At 64.6% G+C, this 19,315-nt stretch carries 14 protein-coding genes; 13 read left to right on the forward strand and 1 reads right to left on the reverse strand.

Annotation, left to right across the window (positions count from 1 at the left end; translation table 11 throughout):
* The first annotated feature begins 35 nt into the window (after window positions 1–35).
* From ACYYG1_RS02030 to ACYYG1_RS02040, 3 genes are read left to right on the forward strand one after another with little or no spacing between them, the layout of a single operon-like run.
* Window positions 36–542 carry a tripartite tricarboxylate transporter TctB family protein gene (locus tag ACYYG1_RS02030; protein WP_461208602.1) on the forward strand — a complete coding sequence of 169 codons (507 nt, stop codon included), beginning with the start codon at window positions 36–38 and terminating at the stop codon, window positions 540–542.
* Between the two features lie 9 nt (window positions 543–551).
* A complete protein-coding gene (locus tag ACYYG1_RS02035; protein WP_461208603.1) occupies window positions 552–2,057 on the forward strand; it encodes a tripartite tricarboxylate transporter permease in 1,506 nt (501 codons plus the stop codon).
* Window positions 2,058–2,086: 29 nt separating this feature from the next.
* Window positions 2,087–3,394, forward strand: coding sequence for a nickel pincer cofactor-dependent isomerase, group 22 (locus ACYYG1_RS02040; protein ID WP_461208604.1), 1,308 nt, complete (start codon window positions 2,087–2,089; stop codon window positions 3,392–3,394).
* A gap of 83 nt (window positions 3,395–3,477) precedes the next feature.
* Here the strand turns inward: ACYYG1_RS02040 and ACYYG1_RS02045 are convergent, their stop codons facing one another.
* On the reverse strand, window positions 3,478–5,373 hold the full coding sequence (locus ACYYG1_RS02045) for a sigma 54-interacting transcriptional regulator (protein WP_461208605.1): 1,896 nt from the start codon (window positions 5,371–5,373) through the stop codon (window positions 3,478–3,480).
* Window positions 5,374–6,122: 749 nt separating this feature from the next.
* On the opposite strand from ACYYG1_RS02045, the gene ACYYG1_RS02050 reads away from it, so the two are divergent.
* From ACYYG1_RS02050 to ACYYG1_RS02095, 10 genes are all read left to right on the forward strand, one after another.
* A complete protein-coding gene (locus ACYYG1_RS02050; RefSeq protein WP_461208771.1) occupies window positions 6,123–8,072 on the forward strand; it encodes an alkaline phosphatase family protein in 1,950 nt (649 codons plus the stop codon).
* A gap of 139 nt (window positions 8,073–8,211) precedes the next feature.
* Window positions 8,212–9,171, forward strand: a complete 960-nt coding sequence (gene dctP / locus ACYYG1_RS02055; RefSeq protein ID WP_461208606.1) for a TRAP transporter substrate-binding protein DctP — start codon at window positions 8,212–8,214, stop codon at window positions 9,169–9,171.
* Window positions 9,172–9,257: 86 nt separating this feature from the next.
* Complete coding sequence (locus tag ACYYG1_RS02060) at window positions 9,258–11,198, forward strand: TRAP transporter large permease (RefSeq protein WP_461208607.1); 1,941 nt, start codon at window positions 9,258–9,260, stop codon at window positions 11,196–11,198.
* Window positions 11,199–11,318: 120 nt separating this feature from the next.
* Window positions 11,319–12,257 (forward strand): transporter, encoded by a 939-nt coding sequence (locus ACYYG1_RS02065; RefSeq protein WP_461208608.1) that lies wholly within the window; start codon window positions 11,319–11,321, stop codon window positions 12,255–12,257.
* Between the two features lie 152 nt (window positions 12,258–12,409).
* Window positions 12,410–14,227 (forward strand): sigma 54-interacting transcriptional regulator, encoded by a 1,818-nt coding sequence (locus ACYYG1_RS02070; RefSeq protein WP_461208609.1) that lies wholly within the window; start codon window positions 12,410–12,412, stop codon window positions 14,225–14,227.
* A 299-nt stretch (window positions 14,228–14,526) separates the two neighbouring features.
* The gene (locus ACYYG1_RS02075) at window positions 14,527–14,955 is read left to right on the forward strand and encodes an OsmC family protein (protein WP_461208610.1); all 429 of its coding nucleotides are present in this window, start codon (window positions 14,527–14,529) and stop codon (window positions 14,953–14,955) included.
* A gap of 3 nt (window positions 14,956–14,958) precedes the next feature.
* Window positions 14,959–15,234 (forward strand): DsrH/TusB family sulfur metabolism protein, encoded by a 276-nt coding sequence (locus ACYYG1_RS02080; protein ID WP_461208611.1) that lies wholly within the window; start codon window positions 14,959–14,961, stop codon window positions 15,232–15,234.
* Window positions 15,235–15,243: 9 nt separating this feature from the next.
* Window positions 15,244–15,639: a DsrE family protein gene (locus ACYYG1_RS02085; protein WP_461208612.1), complete on the forward strand. Its 396-nt coding sequence runs from the start codon at window positions 15,244–15,246 to the stop codon at window positions 15,637–15,639.
* A gap of 14 nt (window positions 15,640–15,653) precedes the next feature.
* The gene (locus ACYYG1_RS02090) at window positions 15,654–15,992 is read left to right on the forward strand and encodes a DsrE family protein (RefSeq protein WP_461208613.1); all 339 of its coding nucleotides are present in this window, start codon (window positions 15,654–15,656) and stop codon (window positions 15,990–15,992) included.
* Window positions 15,993–16,393: 401 nt separating this feature from the next.
* The gene (locus tag ACYYG1_RS02095; RefSeq protein WP_461208614.1) at window positions 16,394–19,297 is read left to right on the forward strand and encodes a hypothetical protein; all 2,904 of its coding nucleotides are present in this window, start codon (window positions 16,394–16,396) and stop codon (window positions 19,295–19,297) included.
* Window positions 19,298–19,315: the final 18 nt, after the last annotated feature.

Here is a 19,315-nt window from a genome sequence, read left to right on the forward strand (position 1 = left end):
GACGCGCCGCCGATACTTTCCCCGGAGGCCTTTCTATGATCTCGCTGGCGAAGCCCAAAGATTTCTGCGTGGCGGTCGTTCTCCTGATTGTTTCAGGGGTGCTGTATGCGGAGACCATCCCCCTGTCCCAAAGCATTTCCCATGCCCTTGGGCCTGCGTTTTTCCCCCGAATCCTGATCTTCCTGATCGCATTCCTGTCCATCGTCCTCATCGTGCAGAGCTTCCGGAAACGCCCCCAGGGCGCCGAAGCCGACGCGGGCGCGGCGTGCCCGGCCGCCCCAAAAGACCCGCAGGAGAAGTTCGCCGAACGGCGCAAGACCCTCTTCATGCAGTTCGTCTTCGTCGTGCTTCTGCTGGCGTATCTCGTCCTGCTGCCCGTTCTGTCCTACGTGCCCTGCACGCTGCTGTTCCTGTTCGTCAGCATGCTTTTCCTCGGGGCCAGGACAAAGAAAAGAGTGGCCATCTATGCCGTCGTTTCGGTCGTAGTGACCTACGGCCTGCAATTCATTTTCGGAACGATGCTCCATCTGTTCCTGCCTTAGGAGAATCCCATGCTGGACTTTAGCCAAGCAGCCTTTCTGTTTCAGCCGCTGACCCTGTTGACCATGCTCTGCGGCGTGTTCGGCGGCCTCCTCGTCGGCACCATGCCGGGACTCACCAGCACCATGGCCGTGGCCCTGCTCGTGCCCATCACCTTCGGCATGAGTTCGGAGATCGGCCTCACCCTCTTGATCGCCGTGTACGTGGGGTCCATTTCCGGCGGGCTGGTGGCCGCAACCCTACTGAACATCCCGGGCACTCCCTCCTCGGTGGCGACCACCTTCGACGCCTACCCCATGGCCAAGAAGGGGCAGGCGGGCAAGGCCCTGGCCTACGGGGTGTTCGCGTCCTTCCTGGGCGGATTCTTTTCCTTTTTCGGGCTGGTGGCCCTGGCCCCGCTCCTCGGCCGCTTTGCGCTGCGTTTCGGGCCCTATGAATATTTCGCCCTGGTGGTCTTCACCCTGACCTGCATCGTGTCCATTTCCCGCAAGTCGCTGGTCAAGGGCCTGTTGTCCGCCGCTCTGGGGCTGTTCCTGGCCACCGTGGGCATGAGCGACACCGACGGCCTGCCGCGGTTCACCTTCGGGAGCTTCTTCCTGCTCTCCGGATTCTCGGTGATGCCCGTGCTCATCGGGATGTACGCCATCTCCCAGATCCTGGAGGAGGTGGGCGTCATCCACAAGCCCTACCGGGTCATCAAGGCCAACTTCTCCATCGGCGAGTTCTTTGCCGTGGCCAAGTCCTTCAAGAATTCCATGCACAACCTGGTGCGGTCCATCCTGCTGGGCACGGGCATCGGCATCCTGCCCGGCACGGGTTCGGGCCTGTCCAACATCGTGGCCTATTCCCAGGCCAAGTCCGCGGCCAAGGACCCCGACAGCTTCGGCACGGGCAACCCCGACGGCATCATCGCCTCGGAATCGGCCAACAACGCGGCCATGGGCGGCGCGCTCATCCCCATGCTCACCCTGGGCATCCCCGGCGACGCCACGACCATGATCCTCCTCGGCGCGCTGATGATCCACGGCGTCCAGCCCGGCCCGCTGCTCATGCGGGACAACGCCCCCCTGGTCTTCATCATCATGCTGGCCTTCTTCCTGAGCAACTTCTTCATGCTCCTGATCCAGATGTACTTCATCCCCGTGCTCATCAAGGCCCTGACTATCCCCCGCAGCATCCTCTATCCCGTGATCGCGGCCATGTGCGTGGTGGGCTGCTACGCCCTGAACACGAATATGTCCGACGTCTGGGTCTTCTTCTTCATGGGGCTCATGGGATTCGCCTTCAACAAGCTGGGCTTCCCCATCCTGCCCCTGGTCCTGGGGCTGATCCTGGGCAAGATGGCCGAGAGCAACCTGCGGGTCAGCATCCTCATGGGCGGCGGCGATCTGAGCGGCTATCTGCACCGGCCCATCGCCCTGACCTTCCTGGGAGTGGCCCTGTTGTCCATTCTCTTCTCCGTGCGCTCGATGTGGAAATCACGATGCGAGGCCCGCAAGGCCGCGGCATCCGCCTGAACGGATAGACGGCAGGATAAGGAACCAAAATGACAGAGAATTCACCCATATTCCCGGTTCTCCACTTCAAGGAGGTCGAGGAACGCCCCCTGCCCCTGTTCCATGAGGTGCGGGTCAAGCAACCCGAGATTCCGGCCCTGCCGGACCTTGAGGCCGCCGTGGCCCGGGCGGTGGACGACTCGCCCGAGGTGGGGGCGTTGCCCCGGGGCGCCCGGGTGGCCGTGGCCGTGGGCAGCCGGGGCATAGCCTGCCTGCCGCGCATCGTGCGGCGAGTGGTGGACTCGTTGCGCGACAAGGGGCTGGCGCCTTTCATCGTTCCCGCCATGGGCAGCCATGGCGGGGGTACGGGGGAAGGCCAGGCCGCCATGCTGCACGGCCTCGGCGTGGACGAGGAAAGCATGGGCGCGCCCGTGCTGTCGTCCATGGAGACCGTCAACCTGGGGCCCGTGGAATCCAATGTGGACTGCCACCTGGACAAGAACGCGGCCGGGGCCGACGCCATCGTCATCGTGGCCCGGGTCAAGGCCCACACCAGCTTCGAGTCGGACATCGAGAGCGGCTTGTGCAAGATGGTCTGCGTGGGGCTGGGCAAGGCCGAGGGCGCCCGAAACGTCCACGTCTACGGACGCCGGGGGCTCTTGGAACTGATGCCCAGGATCGCCGGGATCTCCCTGTCCAAGGCCAAGTTCGCTCTGGGCGTGGCCGTGGTGGAAAACGCCGACCACGAGATCGCCGTGGTGGAGGGGGTCGCGCCGGGGAACTTCCACGACGCCGACCGCAGGCTGCTGGCCCGGGCCAAGGAGTTCATCCCCAGGCTGCCCTTCGAGCAGCTGGACCTCCTGGTGGTGGAGAAGATCGGCAAGGACATCAGCGGCACGGGCATGGACAACAAGGTCGTGGGCCGCATCGGCTTTCGCGGCGATCCGCAGGGCAAGCCCTTCATCAACAGCACGGTGGCCCTGGGCATGACCGAGGTCACCCACGGCAACGGCATCGGCGTGGGCAACGCCGACATCATCACCCTGGAGATGGCCAACCACCTGGACCTCAACGCCATGTACTACAACGGTCTGACGTCCTCCTGCATCTACCGCTGCACCATCCCGCCGGTCCTGCCCACGGATCGGGCGGCCGTCCAGGCGGGCCTGGGCATCTGCTGGCAGCCGGACCTCTCCCTGGTGCGCGCCTGCGTGATCAAATCCACGGCGGCGCTGGGGCGGATGCTGGTGACCGGGCCGCTGCTCGAGGAGCTGGAGGCCTCCGGGCTGTGCCTGGAGCACGGCGCTCCGTCGCCTCTTGAATTCACTCTTGGCGGACGTTTCATAAGCCCGCTGTAGATGCGCTCCGTGCGGTGCGCCCAGGCGCCGTTCCGGCATCGACCCGATGCCGGAGCGGCGCTTTTTTGCGTCGGCGGGGAGGTTCAGTCCTCTTGGGTCTTGTTCAGACGCCGCCAGAGGGTGGCGGTGCTGATGCCGAGCTTTTTCGCCGCCTTGGTGCGGTTGCCCCCGCATTCCTCAAGGACCTGGCGGATGAGCCGCATCTCCTCCCGGCGCAGGACGCTTCCGGGCTCCTCGCGGGGCGGGGCGGCGGCGGAGAGCTCCCCGGGCTGGGCCCAATCCTCCAGCTGGCTTCTGGTCTCTTCCGGAGCGATGACCGCGCCGCCGCACGTGACCACCAGCCGTTCGAGAAGGCTCCGCAACTCCCTCACGTTTCCGGGGAAGGAATAGTTCCGCAGCACCTCCACGGCCTGGGGATGGATTTCCACGGGCGTCCAGTCCAGGCGGTCGCAGATCTCCCTGAGAAAATGGCGGATGAGCACGCCCAGGCATTCCTGGCGCTGGCGCAGCGGCGGGAGCGTGACCCGCAGGACGTTGATGCGGAAGTAGAGGTCCCTGCGGAAGGCCTTTTCCTGGATCAGCTGGCCCAGGTCGCGGTTGGTGGCGCAGATGACCCACACGTCCAGGGGGATGATCTTGTCGCCCCCGAGGCGGATGATGCTGCGCTCCTCCACGGTGCGCAGGAGCTTGGCCTGCATGGACAGGGACATTTCGCCGATCTCGTCGAGGAAGATGGTGCCCGTGTTGGCCAGCTCGAAGATGCCCGTGCGGCCTTCCCGCCTCGCCCCGGTGAAGGCGCCGCCCTGATAGCCGAAGAGCTCGCTTTCCAGGAGCTGCTCGGGGAGCGCGGCGCAGTTGATGGCCACGAAGGGACCGTGTCTGCGGCGGCTGGCGTTGTGCAGGCTCTGGGCCACCATTTCCTTGCCGGTCCCGCTCTCGCCCACGATGAGCAGGTTGGACTCCACGCCCGCGTAGCTCTTGGCCTTGGCCAGGATCTGTTTCATGGGCTGGCTGGCGTGGATGATGTCGTCGAACGTGTAGCGGGCGACAAGCCCTTTTTGGAAGACCTCCCGCTGCGTGGCCGGGGTCGAGGTTCCGCTCCGCTCCAGCAGCAGCATGGCCCCGAAGTTCTGCCCGTCGTAGTGCACCGGATGGACGCGGCAGTGGTAGCTCTGGCCGCCGTCGTCCTGCAGCACTCCCTTCCAGGCCTCGTCCCTGCCGATGGAGGCGAGGATGTTTTTGTGGCACACGGGCCGGTCCGCTTCCCTGGAACCGAAAAGGAGCTTGCTGATCCTGGGCTCCAGGGGCGAATCCTGGGCGGAGGGCATGAGCCTGCCCTGGCCGTCCAGAAAGAGGATGATTTCCCGGGTGGAGTCGATGATGGCCTGCTGCCGCAGCCGCCAGCGGTTTTCCCGGCGCGCGACCTCGGCCAGCTTGTCGGCCTCGTCCAGGGTGGCCAGCAGGGTGCTGGCGTTGGACCTGAGGGCGAAGCCGCGCAGCCCCAGCCCCTCGGCCATCTCCACGGCCCTGGGGGTGCCCACGATGACGCTGTAGCCCTCCCTTTTGACCTTGTGGGCCATTTCGGCGATTTCCCTGGCCGAGGTCAGGCGGAAGATGTCCAGGCGCACGGAGAGGATGGGCACCACCACCTCGGCGGCCTGGACCACCTCGCCGAATCCCACCACGGCGATGATGTCGCTGTAGTGGCGGGCCTGATCGATCAAGGGGATGACGTCGTGCACTGAAAGGGGGATGTCCACGATGGGTACGGAAATGCCCGATGCGCGGATCAGCTTGGTGGTCTCGCCCCGGCTGATCAGGACCTTGGCCCCGTCCTTGACCAGCCCGTGGGCGACCTCCACCCCGTCCTCGAGCAGGCCCTCCCGCGCCGTGAAGTCGATCCTGGTTTCGTCCCTGATCTGTTCGAAAAGATTCAGGACGGCCTTGTCCGGCGCGACCACCCCAATGTCGTGAATCATGAAAAAGCCTCCAGAATCTCGAAAGAGCCTGGGGGGCATGGTAGACGCGGGATTCGGGCAAGGCAAGCGCGTAACGCGCCTGCGAAATTCCAGTGGGCCGAGCCCGCCGCCCCAGGAATTTCGCAAGCAGGATGCCCGGTGTTCCCGGTGTGGACGGCCATGAAGAGGCCGCCAGTTCGAATCTGTCCATTTCCGCCAGGAAAGATCAAGGGATTCAGGCTGATGCCTGGGTCCCTTTTCGTTGCCTGGGGGCGGGCGGGTCCTGTGCCCGGTGTGCCCGCCGGGCCGAATCCGGCGGCCGGGGGGGGGGCGAAGGTGATCCGGCGGGGCGTCGGCGCGGGCGGGCCCGGGGCCTGAGTGTGCGAAAATGCCCCAGGGGTGGCGGCTCATGGCACAGCCTAGGCTTGTATCGTTGTATCATTCTGATTCTATTCAATAAATTCAAAAAATCAGGTGCGCGATAATGTCCCAGCACTGTTTTAAGCGGTAACACGTTTAAAATCAGCATGTTGTATGTGGTGGTGCGCGAAAATGTCACATGCGGACAACCTCTGGAACATGTCGTGACTTGATATTAAATTACTTAAATTTTAGTATGTTACATTAAATTGTGAAAAAGGGCACAGGACTTGCTCTTCTGTTTTCGACTCGGTGCCTGTCTTGGGGCCGGACCCCCCGGGCAAGGGGGCTGCACGAACAACGTTGAAACAGGAAGGTTTGAAGAAATGGCGAAAACCCCTCAAAAGGTCATGCTCATCGGATTGGATTGCGCTCAGCCTCACATGATCGACAGATACGTGAAGGAAGGCGCGCTGCCGACATTCAAGAAGCTCATTGAAAGCGGCACGCTGGCGCTTAACGCATTGGCTCCGTACCCCACTGTGACGCCTCCCAACTGGGCCGTGCTCTCCACGGGCGCCTGCGACGGCACCCACGGCGTGACCGATTTCCACAATCCCGAGCCGGGAGCGGACCCGGGCAACGAGAATATCAGCCAGAACTGGGACCGCGACCGCATCATGGCGGAAACCATCTGGGAAGCCGCCGAACGGGCGAACAAGAAATGCATCGTCATGACGTACCCGGGGTCCGCCCCCTCGCGCATGAAGAAGGGCATCACCGTGGGCGGCGACGGCTTCCACGTGGGCGAGATCCGCAAGGGCATGGTCGGGCTGAACTCCCGGTTCTTCGTCTGCGAGGACTTCCTCATCTCCACGGACTTCTATCCCAACAGCTTCCGCGGCGAGTTCGAGGACGCCGAGGGCTGGGACGGCGTGGCCGACCTTGGCGACTCCCCCCTGGAGATGCAGGTCCAGGTTCCCTTCCCCAAGGCCATCAAGAAGCCCGTTCCCACCACGTGGTGGGTGCTGCTGTCCGACGAGGGCGGCGAATACCGCAAGGCCACCCTGGCCACGGGCAAGGGCGCGGACAAGGTCCTGTGCACCCTGGACCCGGGCCAGTGGAGCGAGCGTCTGACCACCGAGATCGCCATGGACGACGGCAGCGTGGAGGAAGTGTTTTTCCGCTGCAAGCTCATGGAGCTGTCCGACGACGGCAGCGAGTTCAAGCTGCTGGTGGGCGCCCTCATCCCCACCTCGGGCGACTGGATCCATCCCGCGGACAAGCTGTCCACCGCCGACATCACCAAGGGCTCCATCCATTCCGACGGCGGCATGGTCATGCGCATGCTCCGCTCCATCGACGCGGACACCTACGTGGAGATGAACGAGTACCTGTCCATCTGGAACGCCGAGGTCGCGGTCTCGCTGATGGAGAACAACGAATGGGACCTGTTCTACATGCACTCCCATCCCATCGACTGGATGTACCACGTGGTGCTCACGGACATGATCAGCGACGACCCCGAGGTGCGCGACAGCGCCTGGGACGTGCACAAGCGCATCTATGAGCTGGAGGACCGCCTCCTGGCGCGCCTGCTGTCCAAGGCCGACAAGGACACCCTGGTGGTGGTGGTTTCCGACCACGGCGCCACCCCCGACGGCGTGGTCTTCGACCCCTACACGGCCCTGACCCCCGCCGGGCTGAGCTTCAAGAGCGACGGCAAGGGCATGGAGGCCGAATCCAACGTCCTGGCCCTGAGCACGCATCTGCCCGACTACGAGCGCTCCCTGGCCGTGCCGCAGCGCGAGATCTACGTGTACGTCAACCTGAAGGGCCGGGATCCCCACGGGATCGTCGAGCCCGAGGACTACGAGAAGGTCCAGCGCGACATCTGCGACGCCCTGCTGACCTATGTGGACCCCTCCACGGGCAAGCGCCCCGTGGCCTTGGCCCTGCCCAAGAAGGACGCCCGCATCCTGGGGCTGTTCGGCGACAACGTCGGAGACGTGGTCTACGCCCTGTATCCGGAGTTCGGCTCCCAGCACGGGCACATGCTGCCCACGGCCGAGGCCGATCCCGGCAGGCTCGCCCCGCTGGTCCTGTTCAATGGGCCGAACATCAAGAAGAACAACAAGATGGAGCGCACCTGCTGGTTGTGGGACGTGGTGCCGACCATCTGCTACCTGTTGTCCATCCCCTGCCCCGAGCAATGCGAGGGCGCCGTGCTCTATCAGGCCATGCGCGACCCCTTCTTCAAGGACAAGGAGCTGGCCAAGCTGCGTGAAGGACTCAAGCGGATGGAGGCGGCCGTGGCCCGCGACAGCCGCGAGCCCTGGGACCACCATGACTGCGCCTAGATAACCAAGAAACCGCTGGATTGGAGGAGAATCAATGACGACCGCGAGAAAAAGGAACCCCCTATGGGGACTGACGGCTCTCGCCCTGGCGTTCGTATTCCTGTTCGGGTCATGGGCCTACGCCAAGAAGGATATGCCCATGTCCACGGTCTACATGAATACGCACCCCACGGTGGTCAACGCCTGGACGCCCTGGTTCAAGCAGATGGAGGAGTTGACCGGCGGGGACATCTCGCTCAGCTACTTCAACCCCAACACCCTGTGCCCGAGCAAGGAGCTGTTCGACGCCACCAAGGTGGGCGCGGTGGGCGTGGGCGGCAACGGCCAGGGGCTGAACCCCGGCAAGTTCCCCCTGAGCGGCGTGCTGGAGTTGCCCGGCATGGCGCCCAGCGCCGAATGCGGGGCCCTGGCCTTCTGGGAGCTCTACCAGACGCACCCCGACATCCAGGCGGAATACACCGACATCCATGTCCTGTGGATGTGGGCCAGCGCCACCTATCAGTTGCACACCATCAAGCAGCAGGTGCGCACCCTGGAGGACCTCAAGGGCATGAAGATCGTGGTCTGGAACCGGGCCAGCGCCGACATCATGAAGTTCCTGGGCGCCAACCCGGTGCAGATCAGCCCGTCGGACAGCTACCTGGCCCTGGAGCGCGGCATGGCCGATGGCGTGTTCTGTCCCCTGGCCCCCATCGTCTCCTACAAGATCAGCGACGCGGCCCATTACACCACCATCTGCGACCTGCTGCTCAACCCGTTCTGGGCGGGCATGGGCCACGACGTGTGGAACAGCCTCAGCGACAAGGAACGGGCCGCCTTCGAGCAGACCACGGGCCAGAAGATGGCCAAGGCCAGCGGCGTGACCCTGGACCAGGGCGCCGTGCGCGACGCCGCGACCCTGCGCAAGCAGGAGCACGGCTTCTACGTGCTGCCCGACAAGGAACGCAAGCGCTGGATCGACGCCACTGGGCCCATGCGCGAGAACTGGGTCAAGGAGATGGAGTCCCTGGGCCACAAGAACGCCCGCCAGCTCCTGGAAGACATGACCAAGCTCTGCGACAAGTACGCTCCGACGACCGGCCGAGGCTACCAGCAATAAACGAACACGCCGGGAGGGCGGGCCTCCGCCCTCCCGGCGCATAGTCGCAGAGGAAGCAGTCAATGAATTGTTCCACGGGAATAGACATGCAGCAGCACATACTCGAATCCGAACTGCCTCCAAAGGGTGAGCGCACGGTCCTGGAAGCCGTGGCCGACGGCCTGGACGCCCTTCTCTCGCCCGTGATGTCCAAGGCCTTTTTCGTCAGCATGATCGTCACGGGCATCATGTCCATCCCCATCTTTTTCGACGTGGTGGCCCGTTTCACCATGTCGCGGTCCCTGGACGGCATCATCGAACTGGAAGAATACTTCATGGTCCTCATCGTCTTCCTGGCGCTGGGCCATGTGCAGAAATCGGGCGGCGGGCACATCCGCATCGAACTCATCACCTGCAAGCTATCCAAGAAGTTCGTGGACCTGCTCGAGGCCTTCAACAACCTCACCTGCACGGCCTTTTTCGGTTTGGCCTTCTGGCGCGCCTGCTTGGCGGTGATCCAGAAGCAGGGCGAGCACAGCGTCATGCTGAGCATCCCGGTGAGCATCTTCATCGCCGTGGCCGCGGCGGGCCTGCTCCTGCTGACCCTGACCCTGCTGAGCCAGACCCTGCGCGACATTTCGCACAACGCGCGCAACGGGAGATGGCTGGGGCTTCTGGTCGTGGTGGTGCTGGCGGCGGCGTTTTTGTCCTTCCCGATCTGGTACAGGCAGCTGCCCGTGCAGATGAGCCGGCTGGGCCTCGGCGTGGCGGGCATGGCGGCCATGATCACGCTGCTGCTCCTGGGCATGCCCATCGGTTTCGCCATGGCCATCGTCGGCTTTCTCGGCCTGACGGCCATCAGCTTCAGCCCGATCCCCGCCCTGAACACCCTGGGCATCGCCCCGTATTCCACCACCGCCAGCTTCATCCTGGCCGTGGCCCCGCTGTTCATCTGCATGGGGCTGTTGTGTTCCGAATCGGGGATCTCCAAGGACCTCTTCGATTCCGCGGACAAGTGGCTGGGGCATCTGCCGGGCGGGCTGATCATCGCTTCCCTGGCGGGTTGCGCGGGGTTCGCCGCGGTGTGCGGCGATTCCATGGCCACGGCCGTGACCATGGGCTCCGTGGCCCTGCCCGAGATCCGGCGCAAGAAATACAATTCCAGCCTGGCCTGCGGGGCCCTGGCCGCCGGGGGGACCCTGGGCATCCTCATCCCCCCCAGCATGGGCTTCATCTTCTACGCCCTGGTCACCGAGGAGTCGGTGGGCAAGCTCTTTGTGGCCGGTTTAGTGCCGGGCATCCTGCTGACCGGGATGTACATCCTGTGCGTCTACGTCATCGCCAAGATGCGCCCGGACTGGGCGCCCTGCGGCACCCCGGTGAGCCTGCGCGAGAAGGTCCTGGCCATCAAGGGCGTCATCTGGATGGTCCTCTTGTTCATCCTCATCCTGGGCGGCATCCTCTGCGGCGTCTTCAGCCCCACCGAGGGTGCCGCCGTAGGCGTGTTCATGGCCTTCTTCATCCTGCTCCTGCGCCGCCGGATGAACCGCAAGGTCCTCGTGTCCGTGCTGTCGCAGACGGCGGACATCACCACCAAGCTGCTCATGATCCTCATCGGCGTCGGCGTGCTGGGCTATTTCCTGGCCGCCAGCCGCATGCCGGACGAGATGGCCATGCTCATCACCGGGCACGGCTACAACCGGTACGTGGTCCTCGTCGGCATCCTGGGCATGTTCTGCATCCTGGGCTGCCTGATGAACGTCATCCCCATGATCCTGCTGACGCTGCCGACCTTGTTTCCCACCATCCAGGCCCTGGGGTTCGACCCTCTGTGGTTCGGAGTGGTCACCGTGATCATGATGGAGATGGGGCAGATCACCCCGCCGGTGGGCGTGAACGTCTTCGCCCTGTCCAGCGTGGCTTCGGACGTGCCCATGGGGGCGATCTTCAAGGGCATCATTCCCTTCATGGCGAGCATGGTCGTGATGCTCGCCCTGCTCATTGTCTGTCCAGGCCTGGCGACCTGGCTCGTGGACGCCCTGTTCTAGGCGTCTCGGGCGCTTGTCGATGAGCTCCGCACGGGCGGCCAGGCCATGCCTGCAAGTTGATAAATAGTATTATCTATAAAAAGAGGGAAATGAATACGGTTCTATAAAGAAAGGAGGCTCATGATGAAACGACTTGGATTCATGATCATGGTGATGACATTGGTGGCGCTCATGGCCGGTACGGCCTGGGCCGGAGACGGCGGGGAGCAGGGCAAGACGGTCAAGGTGCCGCGCGCCTGGGCGCCCATGGGCACCTGTTCCGGCCCCGGCGGCCAGGGAGTTCCCCCGGGCCTGTTCGGCGTAGGCGGCAACTTCCTGTACGGCGACAGCGACGGCGTGCGCAAGGGCAGCGACCACCTCAGCGACGCCACCAAGGTCGACAAGTTCATGGAAGTGATCAAGCTGCGCTACGGCATCATGCCCGACATGGACGTCCGCGTGGCCTTCCCCATCTACAACCTGAACTTCGACATGGCCGCGAACGACAAGACCTACTCGGGCAACGGCGACACCACCGTGGTGTTCCGCAACGTGCTCTGGAACCAGGACAAGGGCGACCCGTTCTTCTTCGCCATTGACTACGGCCCGATCCTGCCCACGGCCTCCATCGACAAGGATACGGCCATCGGCGCCGGACCCTGCGCCTGGGGCGGCGTGCTCGGCATCGGCGCCACGTATTTCTCCGGTGCCAGCCGGTTCGACGGCGAGCTCAACTTCGCCACCTTCGCCGAAGGCGCCCGGGAGTACGAGAAGGGCAACCGCGCGCGGTTGAACCTGTCCTACGCCTACGCCCTGAGTTCCTCCTGGGATGTGGGCGCCGAGGCCTCCTACGAATGGAACGCGGAGGCCGAGCAGTACGACAAGGCCCTGCAGAACGAATCCTCCGAACTGTACGTGGGGCCCAAGATCGTCTGGAAGACGCCCTGGAAGATGAACATCGGCCTCAGCGCCCAGCTCCCGGCCTACCGCTGGTATCAGGGCACCAAGGCCGGTTCGGACGACTACCGCGTCCTGGTCAAGCTGGTAAAGTTCTACAACATCGGCACATTCTTCGATTAACCCTTGCGCGAAGCGGCCGGCACGGCGTGCCGGCCGCTTCGGTTTTCATCATCCCTTGACCCCAGGCAGGCCTCTTCGTAATGCTAGCCCCGGTTGACGATGACACACGGCGACGCCGCTGCCTCCCCCACGTCCAAACTGCGAGCGCACGTATGGAAGCACATCTGGGAAAGCTGAGTGTTGGTCAATTCAGGATCGATTCCACCCACGCGGTGACCAGCTGGGATCCCGGGGCCGAGGCCCTGACCGGGCTCAGCGCCCGGTCGATGGTCGGCGGGAACCAGCACTGGCGGGCCTTTCTGCCCGAAGAGCACGCCGTGCTCATCGACTGGTTCCTGGACCGGGACTTCGAGGCCGCCAGGAACGCCCTCGGCGACGCCTACATCTGTTCCCACTGCTCGGGCGAGGAGTGGACCGCCATCGGCTCCTACCTGAACGCCCGGGGCGACTGCCGCGCCATGCTCGCCCGCGTGCGCCCGGATGCCGGAAACCAGGGGGCCATCCAGGACATCTACGACCTGGAGTACATCTCCAACGCCTTCCAGACCAACGTCTCCATCATGGACGGCCTGCACATTCTGTCGGAGCACGTGCCCGCAGGGGTCTGCCTGTTCGTGGACGGCATCATCGTCATGGCCAACCAGCGGTTCTGCAACATGTTCGGCTACGACTCCTTCGCCGACCTGCACCGCAGGCCGTCCTCCAGCCTGCTGGTGGAACAGGAGCGCGACCGCCACTCCAGCATGCTGCGCAGCCTGACCAAGCAGACGGACACGGGCGCGAAATACCAGTGGACCGGCCTGGACAAGAACGGCCGCAAGGTCTGGTTCGAGGGCCGTCCCACCCCCATCGACCTCAATGGGCGCCAAGCCATCCTCTCCTTTGTCCTGGACATCTCCGAGTTCAAGATGAACGAGGAGACCATGAAGATGGAGACCCAGGAGCTGCGCGCCGAGCACGACCGCCTCAAGGCGTCCATGAACTGCCGCATGCGCCTGAGCGAGCTCATCGGGAAGAGTCAGATGATGCAGGACGTCTACGAGGCCATCCTGCGCGCGGCGGCTTCCAGCTCCGGGACGATCATCTACGGCGAGACCGGCACGGGCAAGGAGCTGGTGGCCCGGGCCATCCACCAGCTGAGCCCCCAGAACGGCAAGCCCTTCGTGCCCGTGAACTGCGGGGCCATCCCCGAGGAGCTGTTCGAGAGCGAATTCTTCGGCCACCGCAAGGGGGCCTTCACCGGGGCCTACGCCAACAAGCGGGGCCTGTTGGACCATGCCAGGGGCGGCACGCTGTTCCTGGACGAGCTGGGCGAACTCAGCCCCGGGTGCCAGGCCAAGCTGCTGCGCGTCCTGGGGTCGCACGAATACACGCCCGTGGGCGAGGTCTCGCCCCAGTCCGCCCAGTTCCGCATCATCGCGGCCACCAACCGCGATCTGCCCGAGATGGTCCAGGACGGGGAGTTCCGGGAGGACCTGTACTACCGCATCCACGTCATCCCCATCCACCTGCCCCCGCTGCGTGAGCGCAGGGAGGACATCCCCTACCTGGTGGAGCATATCCTGGGCACGCTCAACGCCCCCCGCCGCATGGTCAGCAAGGAGATCGCCCAGCTCCTGGAATACGACTGGCCCGGCAACGTCCGCCAGCTGCGCAACGCCCTGGAGCGGTTCATCGCCTTCGGCAACCTGGACTTCCTGCCCACGAACAACGGGCAGCGCAGGGGCGAGGCCGCGGCCTTCGGGGCGGGCGACGCGCTGCTCTCGGGCAAGCTGCGCGACAGCCTGGCCCAGTACGAGCGCAAGATCATCTGCAAGACCCTGGACGACTACGGCTGGAACCGCTCCCAGGCCGCCGTGGCCCTTGGCCTGCCCCGGAAGACGCTGTTCAGGAAGATGAAGAAGCTGAACATCTCGGAACCCGCGCAGGGTCTTGCGGCGTCCCGGGAGCGGGACGTTTTCGTCCACTGAGTCAGAACTGTCCCGTTCTTGAATATCTTGTAAAACAAGCATGTTACTGTGTAAAGCGTGACGCCGGGGCGCGCGCTTTTGTCCCGTTCGCCTGCCCCTCCCGCCTTTTCTGAACAAGAAAACAATTCTAAATCAATAGGTTATATGGCTGCGCCAATCTGGCATGGCCTGTGCTTTGCGTGCCTTGGGGCGCTGACGGCGTTCCGGTTCGGCAAAGGATCCTCTCCGGATGCGGCGAGCGCATCCCCCGGCCCCGGCCGGAAGACAGCAAAGGACAAGCATATAAAAGGAGTTCGGACATGGGTACGCAGATCAGCATGACCCGCACGGCACAGGGTGAGTTCATCATCGACCTCGGTTCGGCGGCGTTGCCGGAGATCCGTTTCAATCCCGCGGAACTGGACGAGGAGGCCCGCGCCAACGAGCACATGGGCGCGCGCCTGCTGCTGGCCGCGGCCATGACCTGTTTCGTGAACACCATGGCCAACAACCTCGTCAGCCAGGGAGTGGCGCCCGGGGACCTCGTGGCCACGGCCGAGATCAGCAAGGAAAAGGACTCCCAGCTGCGCACGCACTACTGCGACATCGACCTCGGCGTGACCACGCAGGTGGCCGCCGAGGACAGGGAGCGGTTCGAGGCCGTGCGCGACATGATGCTGCGCGGCTCGCTGCTCACCTATTCGTTGGAGGGCGGGATAGAGATGAACTACGACATCGAGGGCAGGTGAGCCATGCTCTTTCTCCTGAACAAGCCCGACGCGGCGGCCCTGCAGGCCGTGAACGCCCTGGCCGGAGACGACGACAAGGAGCTCCTGCTGTTCAGCGACGGCGTGTACTTGGCGCGGGAATCCGCCTGGCTGTCCGAGGAGTCGGTCTTCGACGAGATCTACGCGGACGTCGACGCCCTGGCGGCGCGCGGCCTGGCGGCCGGAGCGCACTGTCGGCCCCTGGACATGCCCGGCATCGTCGACCTGGTGCTCGAACACGGCAAAATCATGAGCCTTTAGGAGGCCTTCATGGCGACCATCACCATCACCATGCTTTCGGGGGCCGTGGAGGACGAGAACGCGGATTTCATGATCCGCTTTGCCGAAGCGGCCCGGGACATGGGGCACGGCGTGAACATCTTCCTCTACGGCAACGGCTGCAACATGGCCAACAAGGAGGTCCCCTGGACCGGCGACAGGGGCATGAACGACGCCCTGACCGCCTTCATGGACGGGTTCCGCATGGCGGACCGCCTGGAGAATCTGGCGTCCAGGGGCGCCGTGATCCACACCTGCCACACCACGGAATACGGCAGAGGCACCGAGGGGTGCGCCTATTTGGACGGCGTGATCCGCGGCAACGTGGGGTCCTCCCTGACCAAATTCTTCATGACCTCGGACGTGGCCTTCACGCTGGGGAGCTAACGGCGGAGATTCACATGATCAGCAATGTCGGCATCATCATCACCCATCCCCAGGGAGACGAACGCATGGCCCTGGGCGTGCGCACCGCCTTCGCGGCCCAGGCCGAGGGCTACGAGACCCTGTTGGTCTTTCTCGGCCAGGGAGTGTTTTCCCTTGTCGGCGAGCAGTCCGGATACCTTCGAGACATGATCGCGACCTTCCAGGCGAACGAGGGCCGCGTGGCCTGTCTGAAGCATTGCCTGGAGTCGCGGGGCATCGCTCCGGACGCCTTCTCCTTTGACGACGTGGACGTGCTCGACGACGGGGAACTGGCAGAGGCCCTTGAGGACGTGGAAAGCATCAACACCTTCTAGGAACCCTCCAACAGGCCCTGGATGCGCGTCCCTACCACCCGCGCATCCAGGGCCATAACCTTTCCTGTTCTTCTCGCGGGCCATGAAGCCCTGCCCATGGGCTCTGCCGCACGGGGGCGCACGGAATCTCCGCGCGCCTTTTTGTGGAATCGTCTCCGGCCAGGCCCCTGTTGCCGGGGGCCTTCCAAGCGGCGGCCGTTCCGTGCGCCCGCCGGGACACTTGGGGCGCGCGCTGTGCGGGGAGCCGCACAGGCGGGCGGCCTTCTGGACCGCAATAATCGTTTTAATCATTTGAAATTGCGTATTATTCGGCGCTCGCATCGTGCTGGTACGGTTCTTGTCTATGCGGGGGCAGGCACGTGCCCCGGCATTGAATCGACGACACACCAGGAATGGTACGCATGAAAAAGATAGTTCACTCTCTGCTGTTCGCTTTGGCCCTGACCGTCGTGGCGCCCCAGGCGGGCCTCGCGGCCCTGGACGACCCCCACGGCCTGTCGCCCGCGGCGGACATGACCTTCCTGCCGCATCTGGCGGGCCTGCGGAACAAGGTCTTCAAGAACCGCCACGGCCAGAAGAAGCACCTCTCAGAGGCCATCGTCCTGCGCGGCAGCCGCATCCAGGAGGGCAGGGCGTCCGTGGCCCCGGGCGGGCTGTTCTACGTCTCCGAGACCTCCCACGACGCGCGCCCGCTGATGCGCGACCCGTTCCTGGTGCTGGGCGAGCACGCCTATCTGGTTGATCTCGAGACCGGCACGCGCCGGTTCACGGACTTCTCCCTCAAGCGGGGGGAGCGCAAGCCCCTGGGCGACACGGGCTACCGGGTCTGGTTCGACTACTCCACGGACCATTACGAGAAGCCCTACGCCGAGCTGGCCCTGGTCTCCCCCTCGGGAGGCTGGCCCCTGGAATTCCCCATCGCCACGGAATTCCCCGGCCGCGAGGAGGTCCGCGAGCTGTCCCTCAAGGAGGGCCTGAACCCGCAGCTTGAGAAGTTCTACCTGGACAACACCTATTTCTACGGGGCCAGCAAATACGTGGCCAGCAGGATCGGGTTCGACGAGGCCGCGTTCGCGTCCATCGAGTTCCCGAGCATCGAGGCGGCCACCTTCTCCCTGCAGCGGCCCGTCGTGCTGGAGCTGCGCCAGGAGGACTACCGCTTCTATTTCGACAAGCGCATCTACGCCTTCCGCCGCCCGGACGGCTTCCTGGTGCGCGTCACGGACTTCAGCGGCGGCGAGGTCCTGGCCGAGAAGCTGGTGCGCCCGGTCTCGGCCCAGGAATACAAGACCCGCGCCGGGGAAAAGGATCGCTACCAGCTCACCGTGCCCGAGCTGGACATGCGCGTGGAGATCGTCGTGAATCCCTCGTTCATGAAGGATTCCGACTTCGTGCCCTGGGTCACCGGCAAGGCCCACGGCTACAGTTCCGGCACGTTCTCCTTCGTGGTCTACCGCGACCTGGTCACGGTGAGGAACGGTGAGCCCTGGCCCCTGGACGACCGCTACACCGTGGTGCTGGAGCCCGACCTCAAGACCGGCATGCTCAAGCGTCTGCTCATCGAGAACCGCGAGGCCCTGGCCTTCGACAACGAGCACGACAGCTACGACGGCCCGGTGAAGTATTCCGAGATCTGGAACCGCCCGGCCTTCAAGGTCGTGGCCAACGGCTTCGACGGCGGCGTGGTGCGCAACCTGTACGTGCGCGACCACTACGCCATGCGCACGGACAACATGGTCATGTGGCCCGAGGAAGGGCGCTACAACCTGGACTTCTTCCTGGGTTCCTCGCCCGTGCTGGAGCCCGTCATCGAGCGCTCCTTCCTGGAGCGCCTGGCCGATCCGTCCTGGGGCACGGTGGTGGAGGGCTCGCGCTTCACCTCCTATCCCAAGGTCGTGTCCGACAGCTCCTTTTACGAGCCGGACCACACCGCACCCTTCGTGCCGCGTGTGCGGGGCCTGATGCGCAAGACCTCGCGCAACCGCAAGAACGAGAAGCTCCTGTCTTCCGAGGCCGTGTTCATCCGCGGCAGCTACGTGGACTATAAGAGCAACCGAGTGGTCATCCCGCCCGCGGGCCTCTGCTACACCACGCGCAACGCGCGCAACATCCGCACCCTGGCCGGCGAGTCCTTCTTCATGCTCGGCCGCCGCGCCTACCTGGCGACCTTCGATTCCGGGACCTTCGTGCGCAAGAACCTGGACCTGGACTTCTGGAAGAACCAGCCCATGGGCGACGGCAACCTGATGTACTGGCAGGACGAGCTCTTGGGCGTGCGCAACAAGACCCTGCGCTACACGGGAATGAACTACCTGGACGACCGGCCCGTGGCCTCCATGAGCCTCATGAAGTACTCGGGCAACCGTTGGGGCGCGCACTTCTACATCGCCCAGGGCTTCGACGAACGGGACGGCGGCAACCGCTACTACATGCCCGAGGTCTTCTCCGAGGGCGCGACCTACATCGTGCCCGAGTACGTGGGCTCCAACTACGTGAAGATCAAGGAGTTCGGCACCCCGTCCATCCAGGGCATCAGCTTCACCTACACCACGCCCAAGGGCGTGGCCCTGGGCCCGGGCCAGAGCGCCAAGCTGGGCGCGTACACCCTGCGCTGCGCGGCCCTGGACGCCAAGGCCGGGACCGTGAGCCTGGAGCTCGTGGGCGCGGACGGCGCCGTGGCCGCCAAGGTCGTCGGCCCCCTGGACGACGCGGCCAAGGAACTGCTGCCTCAGCACCAGGAGGTGGCGCGGCGCATGCAGTTCAAGGTCGGCGACGTCATGGCCGAGCTGGACGTGAAGAGCCCCTTCCAGGACGGCAAGGCCAACCTCTTCCTGTACAAGAACATCCAGGAGCTCGAGCGGGACACGCCGTTTGAGCACGACCCGCGCTTCATGGTCCGCCCCGACGTCTGCGGCCACTGCTACCAGCTGAACGAGGTGCTCCTGGACAACCCCGAGCCCATCGTCCTGGACCGGGAGCATCCCGTGTACGACGGTCCCAGGAACAAGCAGGGCGAGCCCCTGTTCCGTCTGGTCCTGGACTCCTTCGACGGCGAGATGATCCACGCCTGGCACATCGAGACCACCTACAAGGACAAGGTCCAGGCCACGGACAACCTGGCCTTCCGCCCGCGCAACAACATGGACGTGCTGGTGGGCGTGAACGGGACCATCGAGGGCTTCCTGCGCCTGTCCATGCTGCCCAGGCTCGGGTTCATGGACGCCTGGCGCGTGGGCGCGCCCGCGCCCGGCGAGAAGATCAGCGGCTCGGTGAACACCGGCGGCTCGGCCCACATCCGCCGCTAGCGGCCAAATCAGACACTG

It is taken from the genome of Desulfocurvus sp. DL1XJH-121, from assembly GCF_054819825.1.